We start from the raw sequence: 12,643 nt of genomic DNA on the forward strand, positions 1-12,643 counted from the left end.
CGCTTGCTTTGCGCGGGGTCAGGCGACGAGGTCGGCGGCGGCGAGCCGGTCGGCGATGAACCGGACGAACCGCGCCGCGTCGGCGCCGTTGATGACGCGGTGATCGTAGCTGAGCGACAGCGGCAGCATATCGCGCCACGCCACGCCGCCATCCTCGCCGCGCGTCGCCACCGTACGCGCGCGCGTCACGCCGAGAATGGCGACTTCCGGAGCGTTGACGATCGGCGTGAACGCCGTGCCGCCGATATGCCCCAGCGAGGTCAGCGTGATGCACCCGCCGGTCATGTCCTGCATCGGCAGGCCCTTGGTCCGCGCCCGGTCGGACAGGGCGGCGACCTCCCCGGCGATCTCGCTCGCGCTCTTGCGGTCGCAGTCGCGGATCACCGGGACGAGCAGCCCGCCCGGCGTGTCGACCGCCACGCCGACATGGACATATTTCTTGAGGACGAGCGTCCCGGCGCGCGGATCGAGCGAGGCGTTGAACTGCGGAAAGGCGGCGAGCCCGTCGGCCAGCGCCTTCACCAGCAGCGGCACGATCGTCAGCTTCGCGCCCCCGCCCGCATTATGGGCGCGGCGGCGCGTTTCCAGATCGGTGATGTCGGCATCGTCATGGTGGGTGACATGCGGGATCGCCACCCAGTTGCGGCCCAGGAACGATCCGACCAGCGTCTGGATGCGGCCCAGCTTCCTGATCTCGACCTCGCCATGTTCGGCGAAGTCGGTGGCGGGCCATGGGGCCAGTCCGGACAGCAGATCGCTCATGACCGGGTCGCCTTCGCGCCCAGGCTGTGGAACACCTCCGTGCGGACCGACGCGGTATCGAGCGCATCGGACAATCGCAGCCCGGCGGTGCGCAACTGGCCAAGCGTGCCGGGGAGGTCGTCCGTCTCGATCTCATAGACCGCCAGATAGGTTTCGGGCGGCCGCGCGTCGGGGTCGAGCGGAACGGGGACGAACCGCTCCCCGGTCAGGAAACCGTCGAGCCCGACGACTTCGGCAAGGTGCGTCTCGTCGTACCAGCGATGATATTCCTCCTCGCGCCCGGCGACCGGGCGGGTGTGGAGATGCAACTGATAGCGTGTCACTCGATCACCGCGAGCAGGGTGCCGACCTCATAGGTCTCGCCCACGGGCTTGAGGATGGTGAGCCGACCCGAGGCCGGCGCCTCGACCTCCTGGGTCGATTTGTCGCTCTCCAGCGCATAGAGCGGCTCGCCTTCGACCGCCTCGCCGCCATCGGCGACGAGCCATTCGGCCAGGAAACCTTCGTTCATGGAAAAGCCGATTTTCGGCAACAGCACATCGGTGCTCATTCGCGGTCTCCGGTTCGGGGGGATTATCGATGCCCGACAAGCTGTCGCGCGGCCGCCACGATGTCGGCGGTGCGCGGCGCGAAGGCGGTTTCGAGAGGCTTGGAGAAAGGCACGGGGCAAAACGCGCCGCCGAGCCGCTTGATGGGTGCGGCGAGCTTGCCGAACAGCGCCTCGCCGATGGTCGCCGCGATCTCGGCCCCGACGCCGAAGGGCGTCACCGCTTCATGGACGATCAGCAGCCGCCCCGTCCGGGCGACGGAGGCGAGAACCGTCTCGCGATCCCAGGGCGCGATGGTGCGCAGGTCGATCAGTTCGGCGGAAATCCCCGCCTCCGCCAGTTGCGCGATCGCGGGCGTTGCCTCCTGGATCATCCGGGCATAGGCCAGGATGGTCACGTCATGCCCCTCGGCCAGGACATGGGCCTTGCCGATCGGCACGCGGTGCCCGGCGGGCGCGGCATCCGCCTGGTTCCAATAGGTCGGCAGATTCTCGATGAACAGCACGGGGTCGGGATCGTCGATCGCCGACCGCATCAGCCCATAGGCGTCCGCCGGACTGGATGGCGCGACGACCTTGATCCCGGCGGTATGGGCGAACCACGCCTCCAGATAGTCGCAATGCTGCCCGCCCGAGCCGAAACCCGTGCCCGTCATGGTGCGGATGACGATCGGCACATTGGTCTGGCCGCCAGACATGAAGCGCAGCTTGGCGGCGTGATTGACGATCATGTCCATCGCGACCGTCGTGAAGTTCATCAGCATGATCTCCGCGACGGGCTTGAACCCCGCCAGGCTGGCGCCGATCGCCGCGCCGATGATCGCCTGTTCCGAAATCGGCGTCGTGCGCACGCGATGCTCACCGAAGCGGGTGGACAGGCCACGCGTCACGCCGACGACGCCCCCCTCCTCCGCGTCGCCGATATCCTCGCCCAGCACCAGCACCGTCTCGTCCTCGGCCAGCGCATCGGCCAGTGCGGCGTTGACGGACTGAAGGATGTTCGACTTGCCCTCGGCAAGCGCTGCGCCCCGGCTCATGCCGACACCTCCTCGGCAAAGACATCGCGGGTCAGTTCGCCCGAGTCGGGAAAGTCGCCGGCGAGCGCGAAGTCGACGGCGTCGTCCAGCGCCGCCTCGATCGCCGCTTCCATGTCCGCCAGCGTCGCTTCGTCGGCGATGCCGTTCTCGATCAGATGCGCCCGGAAGAGCGGGACCGGATCGGCGGCGACCGCGGCGGCCTTGCGCGCCTTGTCCATATAGCCGTCGGCGTCGCCGAAGACATGGCCGTGGAAGCGATAGGTCATCGCCTCGATCAGCGTCGGCCCCTCGCCGGCGCGCGCACGCTCGATCGCGGTGCGCGCGGCGTCGTACATCGCGAAGACGTCGTTGCCGTCCACCCGCACGCCCGGCATGCCGTAGGAGCCGCCCCGCGCCGCCACCGGCACGTTGCTGGTCTTGTCATAGGCGGTATGCTCGCCCCATTCGTTGTTCTGGCAGACGAAGATCACCGGCAGCTTCCAGACCGCCGCCAGGTTCAGCGATTCGTGGAACGCGCCGATATTGGACGCGCCATCGCCGAAATTGGCGATCGTCACGCGCCCGTCGCCCTTCAGTTGCGCGGCCCAGGCGAGGCCGTTGGCGATCGGCATGGACGATCCGACGATCCCCGTCGTCACCATCACGCCGGAGGCGGGATGGGTGATGTGCATCGGCCCGCCCTTGCCCTTGCAGGTGCCGGTGACGCGCCCCGCCAGTTCCGCCCACAGGTCGCGCAACGGCACGCCCTTGGCCAGCATGTCGTGCGTGCCGCGATAGATGGTGCAGATATAATCATCGTCGGTCAGGCAGGCGGAGATGCAACTGGGGATCACTTCCTGCCCGCGGGGACTATAATAGGGCATGACTAGGCGGCCCGAACGGATCACCTTGCGGCTGCGCTCGTCATTCGCCTTGATCAGCGCCATGCGACGATAGATGCCGAGCTGCGTGTCGGCGTCGGGTAAATGCCTGTTGTCCATGCACAGAGACGTGCCACGCTTCGCCCCGCCCCGCCACGCCGTCCGCCACGATATCCCGTTTGTGAAATGTCCGCGTGCCCGGAGGCTGGAAGAACGGACATACCCGCCCGGTCAGGCCGGCAGGCCCAGCACTTCGCGCGCCAGGATGCCGCGCTGGATCTCGCTGGTGCCGCCATAGATGGTCGTGGGCCGCGACTGGATGAAGAAGCCGGCCGGATGGATCGCCCGGTCGCCGCCCGCAGGGTCGAGCAACCCGGCATCGCTGCCCGCGATCTCGATCATCAGGTCGGTGATCCGCTGGTAGAGGTCGGTCTGATGCAGCTTCAACATCGATACGTCGGCGCCCAGGGACTCGCCCCGGCGCAACTGATCGGCGAAACGCTCGAACAGGTCGGAATGATCGGCGAGATCCATGTGCAGGCGCACGAACTTGTCGCGAAACACCGGATCGTCCGCCACGCTGTAATGTTCGGCCAGGTGCCGCAGCCGCTCCAGCGCGAAGGCCGACTGCCGGGGACTGCCGAAGAAGATGCGTTCGAAACCGAGCAGTGCCTTCGCCATCGGCCAGCCCCGGTTGACCTCGCCGACCAGATGATCGGCGGGCACGCGGACATTGTCGAAGAACACCTCAAAATATTCGTCATGCATCTCGAGGTTGACGATCGGCCGTATCGTCACGCCCGGCGCATTCATCGGCACCAGCAGGAAGCTGATTCCGGCCTGTTTCTTCGCGCTCTTGTCGGTTCGCGCGAGCAGGAACATCCATTGCGCGTCGGAGGCCAGCGTGGTCCAGGTCTTCTGCCCATTGATGACCCAGTCGTCGCCGTCGAGCACCGCCTCGGTCCGCAGCGCGGCGAGGTCGGACCCCGCCCCCGGCTCCGAATAGCCCTGGCACCAGATGTGCTCGCCCGACAGGATCTTGGGCAGGAAGCGGGCGCGTTGCGCCTCCGTTCCGTAGCGGATCAGCAACGGCCCCAGCATGATGATGCCATGATCGGGCAGGCGCGGCACGCCGTGGCGCTCGAACTCGTCGATCAGGATCATCTGACGCGCCGGGGACAGTCCCATGCCGCCATGGTCGCGCGGCCAGCCCGGGGCAAGCCATCCCTTTTCGGCCAAAATCCGATACCAGTCGCGCACCTCATGGAAGTGCAGGCGCCTGGCGGGAAAGCGCAGGTGTTCGGGACAGGCACCCACGACCCATTCGCGCACCTCGGCACGGAAGGCGTCGTCGTCCAGCCGGTCCAGCGCGTCATGCGCGGCCTGGTGATCCCGCAGGGTCATGCCTGTTCCTCCTCCCGTCGGCGCAAGGCCATCTTGTCGATCTTGCCGTTCGCGATGCGGGGAAGTTCGCCGACGAACGCGACATGCTTGGGGCATTTGTAGCGCGCGATGCGCGTGCGGACATGGTCGATCATCGCATCGGCCGAGGCGGTCGCCCCGGCGGCCAGCACCACGAAGGCCTTCACCGCCTCGCCCCATTTCGCGTCCGGCACCCCGATCACCGCCGCCTCGATCACGTCCTGGTGGGTGTGCAGCGCATCCTCGACCTCGCGGCTGTAGATATTCTCGCCGCCCGAGATGATCATGTCCTTCTTGCGATCGACGAGATAGAGATACCCGTCCTCATCGAAATAGCCGACATCGCCCGAATGCATCCAGCCGTCGCGCAATGCCTCGGCCGTGGCGACCGAGTTGTTCCAATATCCCGCGAAGACGTTGGGCGAGCGGAAGGTGACCTCCCCCGGTACGTCGGGCGGACAGACGTGACCCGCCTCGTCACGTATCTCCACCTCGATCTGCGGCGCGGGGCGGCCGACGGAGCGCAGCCGCTTCGCCGCCTTGGGCCCGGCATCGGGATCGACCTCATAGCGGTATAGGCCCGATACGCGCCCCTCCGTCATTCCATATTGGATGATGAAGATCTTGCCGAGCTTGGCGATCGCGCGCCGCATCAGTTCGGGCGAGGCGGGTGCGCCCGCCACCATCCAGGACTGCATCGACGACAGGTCGTAATCGTCGGCGACGTCCAGCACCGCCTGCAACATCGTGCCGACCGTCATCGTGCCGGTGACCCGCTCGTCCTGGATATCGCGCAGCGCGCGGACGGGATCGAAGCTGCGATGAAGGACCACCCGGCCCGACCGCATCTGCTGGCTCAGCCGCGTGCCGTTGCCGCCGATATGGAATTGCGGCGAATGGACCAGCCAGGTGCCCCCCTTTACCATCTCGGACTCGGAAGCGCCGATCTCCGCGCCGGCCAATACCGCTCGCTGGATCAGCATCGCGCCCTTGGGCCGTCCCGTCGTGCCGCTGGTGTACATCAGATAGCACAGATCGTCGGGGCGGGCGCGTATGGGAGGTCCCTCGCTCGCCCCGCCGTTCAGGAAATCCTCGAAATGCGGCGTGCCGTCGCCGCCCGCCGCGTCGCGCATCCGCAGCCAGACGAGATCGGGATGATGTGCGCGGAACGTCGCGGCGAGCGGCATCAGGTCCGCCTCATAGACGATGGCCGCAGGGCGGATATCGTTCAGCAGATAGTCGACCTCCGCCGGAGCCAGGCGAAAATTGAGCGGCACCGCGGCAAAGCCCGCAAGCTCCGCCGCCCCCATGATCTCATAGATTTCCAGACAGTTGAGCGCGAGCACCGCGATCCGGTCGCCGCGCCGCAGGCCGCTGGCGTGGAAGGCGTCGGCGAGGCGACGAATGCGATCGAGAAAGCCCGCATTGGTCAGCCGCCGCCCCTCGAACACGAAGGCCTCCCGTTCGGCGAAGTAGCGGGCGTTATATTCGTGAAGGTCGCCGACGGTCTTCATCGCGGCAGCCCCAGGATGCGCTCGGCGAGAATGTTCTTCAGCACCTCGTTCGACCCGCCCGAGATCGTCCAGCTATAGGCCGAGAGATAATCGTCCATCGGATTGTCCGTCAGTTTTCCCGCCCCCAGCGCCTTGGGCCGCGTGACCTGCGCCGCCATGCCGTCGCGCTTCAGCACGAAGCTGGTGTAGCGCCGCAGCAATTCGGAATAGGTCAGCTTGACCAGCGTCGGCGTCGGCGACGCGCCCATATGCGGGTCGTTCACGATCTCGTCGATCATCCGGTCCACCAGGCTGCGGACGGCCAGCGCCCGCGCATAGAGGCGCAGGAATTCGCGCCGCAATTCGGCATCGCCCCACCATGGCAATCGGCCCGAACGCGCCTCCACGAGCACGCCCTCCAGCACGAACTGCATCCGCTGCGCCTGGTCGACGATGATCAGGCCGCGCTCGGCCGAGAGGGTGGATTGGGCGATCGCCCAGCCCTCATTCTCGCGGCCCACCAGGTTTTCCGCCGGTATCTCGACATCGTCGAGGAACACCTCGCAGAATTCGGCATCGCCGTTGATCTGGCGGATCGGTCGCCGGATCAGGCCGGGACTGTCCATCGGCAGCAGGAAGAAGCTGATCCCGGCCTGTTTCCGGGGCGCGTCCGGATCGGTGCGCGCCAACAGCATGTAATGGTCCGCATGCATGCCGAAGGACGACCAGACCTTCTGCCCGTTGACGACATAGACGATGCTGCCGTCGGGCTTGACCCGGCGTTCGGCGCCGGTGCGCAGCGATGCGAGGTCCGATCCCGCCCCCGGCTCCGAAAAGCCCTGGCACCACAATTCGCCGCGCTCGCGCACGCCGGTCAGGTAGCGGTCGCGCTGTTCGGGCGTGCCGTGCGCGAACAGCGTCGCGGGCAGATGATAGAGCGACACCGTGTAGAGAAGCGGGCGGGGCGCGCGGACCTTGCCGAATTCCTCGTTCATCACGACCTGATATTCGAGCGGCAGTTCCTCGCCGCCCCATGCCTTTGGCCAGTGCGCGGTCGCCAGCCCGACCTTCATCAGTTCGCGAAACCACCAGCGCTGGAAATCGACATAGGCCTGCTCGCCGCCGCCGGTGATCGTCGCCAGCCAGTCGTCGGGCAGCGTCGCCTGGAGCCAGGCGCGCACCTCCGCGCGGAAGGCGGCCGGGTCGCCCAGCCTGGCGAGCGGCTCGAACCGGCGGTCCGCCACCGCGACCGTCATGCCGCCCTTCCCATCAGGTGATCGGCGGCGCGATCGAGATGGCGTTCCGCATTGCCCCATAGCATCTCGTTCATCCGCGCCCGCTTCAGATAGAGGTGGCAGTCATGCTCCCAGGTGAAGCCGATCCCGCCATGAAGCTGCACCGCGTCGTCGGCGATCGCCGCATAGGTTTCCGCCGCCGTCACCCGCGCCAGTGCCGCGATCGCATGGGCATCGGCGCCGCCGTCCTGCGCCGCGATCGCGGTGTCGATCAGCGATCGGGCCAGTTCCAGTGCCAGGTGATGGTCCGCCACACGGTGCTTGAGCGCCTGGAACGACCCGATCGGCTTGCCGAACTGGACCCGCACCTTCAGATATTCGATCGTCTTCGCCAGTATCGCCGCAGCGCCGCCGATGCTGTCCGCGGCGACCGCAAGCGCAGCATGGGTGGCGAGCGCGTCGGCATCGACCGCGATGACCGCGCCTTCCGCGTCGTCGAAGGTGACGGTCGCCAGCGTCCGCGTGCGGTCGACCGCGGGCAGCGCCTCGATGGTGACGCCCGGCTGGTCCGCCGCCACCAGCATGAAATCCTCGCCCGCCCGCACCAGGAACAGGTCCGCACCTACGGCGTCGACGACATGGTCGAACGACCCGCTGACCCGGTTTGCCGCGACCGCGACGCGACCGTCGAGCGCGACGGCGGCAAAGGCGCGCCCCCCGGCGAAGGCGGGAAGCCAGCGGGTCTGCTGCGCCTCGTCACCGCGCCGCGCCAGCATGTCGGCGACGATCATGGTCGACGCCAGCGGCAATGGTGCGGGACCGCGCCCCAGTTCCTCGTACAGCACCGACAATCCGCGCAGGCCCAGCCCCAGCCCGTCATGGCCTTCGGGTACGCCCAGCGCGCCCCAGCCGAGTTCGCCCGCGATCCGCCGCAGATCCGCCGCGATGGTCGCGTCGCCGTCATAATGGCGGTGCACACGCTCGCTCGACGCCTCGGCCTCCAGCACGTCGCGGATCCCGGTGCGCAGTTCCTCCAGATCGATGGCTTCGCTCACCTCGACTCCCGTCTCTGCCGGAATGGCTTCCCCCTGGTTAGGGCAGGCGGGGAGAAGGCGGCAACGGCCCCACCCCGCCCATCACGCTTGTGAAGAACCCGGGGGGTTCAAAGACCCTGGAAATCGGGTCGGCGCTTTTCCAGCATCGCGCGCACCGCCTCGCCATGGTCGGCACTCATCATCGTCAGCGCCTCATAGGCGATCCCTGCGTCGAAGACGGTGTTGAGTTGCGCCTTGATCCCCTTGTTGATCGTCGCCTTCGTCCAGCGGACGGAGAGCGGGGGCAGGCTGGCGATTTCCTGGGCGATCTCCTTCGCCCGCGCCAGCACCTGGTCGGCGGGGGCGACATGGTTGCAGATGCCCTGCCGCTCCGCCTCGATCCCGTCGATGACGCGGCCGCGCATCAGGAAGTCCTTCGCGCGATTGGCCCCGATCAGCAGCGGCCAGATCACCGCGCCGCCGTCCCCCGCAACCAGCCCGACGCGGACATGGGTGTCGCCGAACCGGGCGGTTTCGGCGATCACGCTGACGTCGCAGGCCAGCGCGATCGTCGCGCCCAGCCCCATCGCATCGCCGTTCACCGCCGCGATGATCGGCGTCTCGACCTCGAACATCCCCTGGAGCAAAAGGCGGGCGAGACCCGGCACGGTCATCACGTGATCGCGCCCCGCATCGGTGCCGAAACGCGCCGCCATCGCCTTCAGGTCGCCGCCCGCCGAAAAGGCGCGGCCCGCCCCCGTCAGCACGATCGCGCGCACGTCCCGGTCCTCGGACAGCGCCATCAGCACCTGCGGAATGGCATGATGCAGATCGCGATCGATCGCGTTCAGCGCCTCGGGCCGGTTCAGCGTGACGATCGCGACATGCCCTTCGCGCGTGACGGTCAGCGTCTCGGTGCCGGTGGCGGGGTTCGGGTGGTTCATGGCCGGATCATTCCCATTTCGATGTAGCGACGGCGATGGACAGCGGCGTTGCCCAGCCAGGCCGACAGCGTCAGCGCGCGTTTCAGGTACAGCCCGATGTCATGTTCGTCGGTGAAGCCGATCGCGCCGTGCAGGTGCAGCGCCTCGCGCCCGATGCGGTTCGCCGCCGCACTGGCGCGCCCCTTCGCCCGCAGCGCACCCATGACGCGCTCGCCCTGCCGCGCGAGTTGGAGGCCGTAAGCGACGGTCGCGACGGCGATCTCCTTTTGGATGTAGAGGTCGACCGTCTTGTGCTGCAACGCCTGGAACGATCCGATCGAGACATCGAACTGGTGGCGGACCTTTAGATAGTCGATCGTCATGTCGAGCATCCGCTCGCCCAGGCCGACCAGACCGGCCGCCGCGACCAGCCGCGTCTCGTCGAGCGCCGCCTCCACCGCCGGACCGCCCCGGTCGGCCGATGCGATCAATATTGCATCCTCCGCCCCGTCCAGCGTCACCTGCCCGACCGGCGTCTCGTCGGCGCGCCAGCGTTGCGTCTGGACCAATCCCGGCGCGTCCACGGCGACGGCATAGAGCTCGACGCCCGCATCGCATCGGACCGGCACGATCAGATGCGTCGCCGCCACGCCCCCAGCCACCGCCGCGCACCGCCCGGTCAGGCGTCCGGCCGACCACCGCACGTCCGGCAGCGCCTCGTCGAAGTCGAGCGCCAGGGCCGGGCGGACCTCGCCGCCCAGCACGCCGGCGAGCAACCGGTCGGCCGCCTCGCGTCCCGCATGGACGAGGGTGCGGGTGCCCAGCACCGCGATCGGCAACAGGGGATCGGATATCAGCCCCTTTTCGAGCGTGCGGACCAGCACGGCCGTCTCCGCCAGACCAAGGCCCAGCCCGCCCTTGTCCTCGGGAACCAGTACGCCGAACCAGCCGAGTTCGACGAACGTGTCGACCAGCCCGGTGTCATGGCCCGGTACGGTGCGGCGCAGTCGCCGGGTCCGGGCGAGGTCGGCCTTGTCGGCGACCACCCGTTCCGCCGCATCGCGCAGTTCGGCGATCATGTCCTGATCGGCATCGTCCTGCGTCATTTCGATCACGCTCATCGGATCACCCCGGCAGGCCAAGCACCTGCTTGGCCAGAATGTTGCGGTGGATTTGCACGGTGCCGCCATAGATCATCGGCGCGCGCGCGAAGAGGAAGGCCTTGAGCAGGTTCGACGAGCCATCGCCGAAATCGGTATCGCCGAACATCGCACCGCGCTCGCCCGCCATCTCGACCATCAATTCGGTCACGCGCGCGAACGTCTCGGTATTGGCGATCTTCAGCGTCGACACCTCGAAGCCGAAACTGTGGCCCTTGCGAACCTCCTGCGCCAGCGCCTCGAAGGCTACGGCGATATCCTCGACCTCCAGCTTCAGCTCGGCCAGCCGGTCAACCATCACGGGGTCGCGGTCCAGCCCGGTCAGCGCCATCATCTCGGCGGCCTGGGTCACGGCGTTGCGGCTGAAATGCGGTGCGCCGGCGAAGATGCGTTCGAACCCCAGCAGCGACTTGGCCACCGTCCAGCCGCGATTGAGGCCGCCGACGACATTCTTTAGCGGCGCCCGCACCTCGTCGAAGAACACCTCGGCGAAGTCGGTATCGTGGTTGACGGTGACGATCGGCTTCACGGTGATGCCCGGCTGGTCCATGTCGACCAGGATAAAGCTGATGCCCTTCTGCTTCTGCGCCGCCTTGTCGGTGCGGGCGAGGACATAGATGTGATTGGCGTCGAGCGCGCCCGACGTCCAGATCTTCTGCCCGTTGATGACGAACGTGTCGCCCTCGATCCGCGCGTCGGTGCGCAGTCCGGCCAGGTCGGAGCCGGCGCCCGGCTCCGAAAAACCCTGGCACCAGCGATGCTCGCCCGACAGGATCTTGGGCAGATATTCCTCGATCTGCTCCTGCGTGCCGTTGGCTAGCAATGCGGGGCCGACGTTGAGCGGCCCCTGCGGCAGGATGGTCGGCACCCCCAGGCGCGTCCACTCCTCCAGATAGATCAGGTATTTCGCGGGCTTCAACGCCATGCCGCCATGCTCGACCGGCCAGCTTGGGGCGAGCCAGCCATGCTCCGACATGCGGTGATACCAGATCGCCGCCTCGGCCCAGCGCGGATGCTCCTTGCGGTGACGCAGATCGGGCGGGCAATGGGTTTCGATGAAATCGATCGTCGCACGGCGGAATTCGCCGTCCGACATCGCGTTCCAGTCAGGCATGCGATCCTCCTTTCCGGTCAGGACTACCGGTCGGCGCCAGCGGCGGCCACGGGGGGCGCGCCGTTATCAGGAATGTGAACGAAGGCCTTGCCGCCCTGCCCCGCGTCATCGACCGGTGAAGACCGGTTTGCGCTTCTCGATGAACGCCTTGCGCTTCTCTGCCGTGTCCTCGGTCGAGGTGCTGGTGAAGATGCCGCGATTCTCCAGCTCGATCGCGTTGGCCAGGCTGCCCGCATCGGCGTTCATGTGCATGGTCTGCTTGGTGATGGCGATGCCTATCGGGCTGTTGACCATGATCGCCTCGGCCAGCTTCAGCGTCTCGGCTTCCAGATCGGTATCCTCGACCATGCGCAGGGCGAGCCCGATCCGCTCGGCCTCCTCCGCATGAACGGCGCGGCCGGTCAGCATGATCTCGGCCGCGCGCTGCGTCCCCACCGCGCGGGGCAGCAGATAGGAGAAGCCCATCTCATGCCCCGTTCCGGCATTGTGGAAGGCGTTGACGAACTTGGCCGATCGCGCGGCCAGCACCAAGTCGCCCGCCAGCGCGAAGGCATAGCCCGCGCCCGCCGCCACGCCGTTCACTGCGACGATGATGGGCTGCGGCAGACCGCGCATCAGCAGCGGGATCTGGCCCAGCCGCGCCAGCGTCGCGCGGTTCCGCTGCGCCCGCCCGAGGTCCTCGGCGACCCAGCCCGGCTTGCCCCCCGCGCGCAGGTCGTGCCCGGCGCAGAAGCCCCGACCGCTGCCCGTCAGCACCACCACCTGGATCGAATGATCGAAGCGGATCCTCTCGAATTGCGCGATCAGTTCCTCATACATGGCGAAGGTCATCGAATTCAGCGCGTCGGGGCGGTTCAGGGTCAACCGGCAGACGCCGTCGATGGGGGTGTCGATCGCAATGTCGCTCATGCCGGCCTCCGATGATTCGTGTCGTTCGCGGCTTACGCCATCGCGGTCCGATCGCCAGGAGCCCGGCCCCAGCCATCACAAGACTGAAATGATGCGCTGCCTTGGCCCGGTGCTCTTGCCGCCGCGAAGGGCGGCGATAGGTCGATG

The 12,643-nt window shown here is 67.5% G+C and carries 13 protein-coding genes; all 13 read right to left on the minus strand.

The genetic code is table 11. The features are described 5' to 3' along the window. Nucleotides 1-18: 18 nt before the first annotated feature. Nucleotides 19-762 carry a 2-oxo acid dehydrogenase subunit E2 gene (locus SM191_RS06745; protein WP_341505511.1) on the minus strand — a complete coding sequence of 248 codons (744 nt, stop codon included), beginning with the start codon at nt 760-762 and terminating at the stop codon, nt 19-21. Beyond that, nucleotides 759-1,085 (minus strand): hypothetical protein, encoded by a 327-nt coding sequence (locus SM191_RS06750; RefSeq protein WP_341505512.1) that lies wholly within the window; start codon nt 1,083-1,085, stop codon nt 759-761. The genes SM191_RS06745 and SM191_RS06750 overlap by 4 nt, the downstream gene beginning before the upstream one ends. Then, nucleotides 1,082-1,312 (minus strand): lipoyl domain-containing protein, encoded by a 231-nt coding sequence (locus SM191_RS06755; protein ID WP_341505513.1) that lies wholly within the window; start codon nt 1,310-1,312, stop codon nt 1,082-1,084. Before SM191_RS06755 ends, SM191_RS06750 begins: the two co-directional genes overlap by 4 nt. Nucleotides 1,313-1,335: 23 nt before the next feature. Further along, a complete protein-coding gene (locus SM191_RS06760) occupies nt 1,336-2,346 on the minus strand; it encodes an alpha-ketoacid dehydrogenase subunit beta (protein ID WP_341505514.1) in 1,011 nt (336 codons plus the stop codon). Next, the gene (locus SM191_RS06765) at nt 2,343-3,326 is read right to left on the minus strand and encodes a thiamine pyrophosphate-dependent dehydrogenase E1 component subunit alpha (RefSeq protein ID WP_341505515.1); all 984 of its coding nucleotides are present in this window, start codon (nt 3,324-3,326) and stop codon (nt 2,343-2,345) included. Before SM191_RS06765 ends, SM191_RS06760 begins: the two co-directional genes overlap by 4 nt. A 111-nt stretch (nt 3,327-3,437) precedes the next feature. After that, nucleotides 3,438-4,610: an acyl-CoA dehydrogenase family protein gene (locus SM191_RS06770; RefSeq protein ID WP_341505516.1), complete on the minus strand. Its 1,173-nt coding sequence runs from the start codon at nt 4,608-4,610 to the stop codon at nt 3,438-3,440. Next, complete coding sequence (locus tag SM191_RS06775; RefSeq protein ID WP_341505517.1) at nt 4,607-6,142, minus strand: AMP-binding protein; 1,536 nt, start codon at nt 6,140-6,142, stop codon at nt 4,607-4,609. The genes SM191_RS06770 and SM191_RS06775 overlap by 4 nt, the downstream gene beginning before the upstream one ends. Next, a complete protein-coding gene (locus tag SM191_RS06780) occupies nt 6,139-7,377 on the minus strand; it encodes an acyl-CoA dehydrogenase family protein (RefSeq protein WP_341505518.1) in 1,239 nt (412 codons plus the stop codon). The genes SM191_RS06775 and SM191_RS06780 overlap by 4 nt, the downstream gene beginning before the upstream one ends. Next, complete coding sequence (locus SM191_RS06785; RefSeq protein ID WP_341505519.1) at nt 7,374-8,411, minus strand: acyl-CoA dehydrogenase family protein; 1,038 nt, start codon at nt 8,409-8,411, stop codon at nt 7,374-7,376. The genes SM191_RS06780 and SM191_RS06785 overlap by 4 nt, the downstream gene beginning before the upstream one ends. A gap of 107 nt (nt 8,412-8,518) precedes the next feature. Beyond that, nucleotides 8,519-9,334 (minus strand): enoyl-CoA hydratase/isomerase family protein, encoded by an 816-nt coding sequence (locus SM191_RS06790; RefSeq protein ID WP_341505520.1) that lies wholly within the window; start codon nt 9,332-9,334, stop codon nt 8,519-8,521. After that, nucleotides 9,331-10,434, minus strand: coding sequence for an acyl-CoA dehydrogenase family protein (locus tag SM191_RS06795; RefSeq protein ID WP_341505521.1), 1,104 nt, complete (start codon nt 10,432-10,434; stop codon nt 9,331-9,333). Before SM191_RS06795 ends, SM191_RS06790 begins: the two co-directional genes overlap by 4 nt. A gap of 4 nt (nt 10,435-10,438) precedes the next feature. Continuing rightward, nucleotides 10,439-11,587, minus strand: coding sequence for an acyl-CoA dehydrogenase family protein (locus tag SM191_RS06800; protein WP_341505522.1), 1,149 nt, complete (start codon nt 11,585-11,587; stop codon nt 10,439-10,441). A gap of 105 nt (nt 11,588-11,692) precedes the next feature. Further along, the gene (locus SM191_RS06805) at nt 11,693-12,496 is read right to left on the minus strand and encodes an enoyl-CoA hydratase/isomerase family protein (RefSeq protein WP_341505523.1); all 804 of its coding nucleotides are present in this window, start codon (nt 12,494-12,496) and stop codon (nt 11,693-11,695) included. Nucleotides 12,497-12,643 lie beyond the last annotated feature (147 nt).

The organism is Sphingomonas sp. 2378 (genome assembly GCF_038084995.1).
Taxonomy (GTDB): Bacteria; Pseudomonadota; Alphaproteobacteria; order Sphingomonadales; family Sphingomonadaceae; genus Sphingomonas.

Bases quoted from the DNA above. Each gene is read 5' to 3' on its own strand.
- SM191_RS06745 (WP_341505511.1), bottom strand. From the start codon at position 762: ATGAGCGATCTGCTGTCCGGACTGGCCCCATGGCCCGCCACCGACTTC.
- SM191_RS06755 (WP_341505513.1), bottom strand. From the start codon at position 1,312: ATGAGCACCGATGTGCTGTTGCCGAAAATCGGCTTTTCCATGAACGAA.
- SM191_RS06760 (WP_341505514.1), bottom strand. From the start codon at position 2,346: ATGAGCCGGGGCGCAGCGCTTGCCGAGGGCAAGTCGAACATCCTTCAG.
- SM191_RS06765 (WP_341505515.1), bottom strand. From the start codon at position 3,326: ATGGACAACAGGCATTTACCCGACGCCGACACGCAGCTCGGCATCTAT.
- SM191_RS06770 (WP_341505516.1), bottom strand. From the start codon at position 4,610: ATGACCCTGCGGGATCACCAGGCCGCGCATGACGCGCTGGACCGGCTG.
- SM191_RS06775 (WP_341505517.1), bottom strand. From the start codon at position 6,142: ATGAAGACCGTCGGCGACCTTCACGAATATAACGCCCGCTACTTCGCC.
- SM191_RS06780 (WP_341505518.1), bottom strand. From the start codon at position 7,377: ATGACGGTCGCGGTGGCGGACCGCCGGTTCGAGCCGCTCGCCAGGCTG.
- SM191_RS06790 (WP_341505520.1), bottom strand. From the start codon at position 9,334: ATGAACCACCCGAACCCCGCCACCGGCACCGAGACGCTGACCGTCACG.
- SM191_RS06795 (WP_341505521.1), bottom strand. From the start codon at position 10,434: ATGAGCGTGATCGAAATGACGCAGGACGATGCCGATCAGGACATGATC.
- SM191_RS06800 (WP_341505522.1), bottom strand. From the start codon at position 11,587: ATGCCTGACTGGAACGCGATGTCGGACGGCGAATTCCGCCGTGCGACG.
- SM191_RS06805 (WP_341505523.1), bottom strand. From the start codon at position 12,496: ATGAGCGACATTGCGATCGACACCCCCATCGACGGCGTCTGCCGGTTG.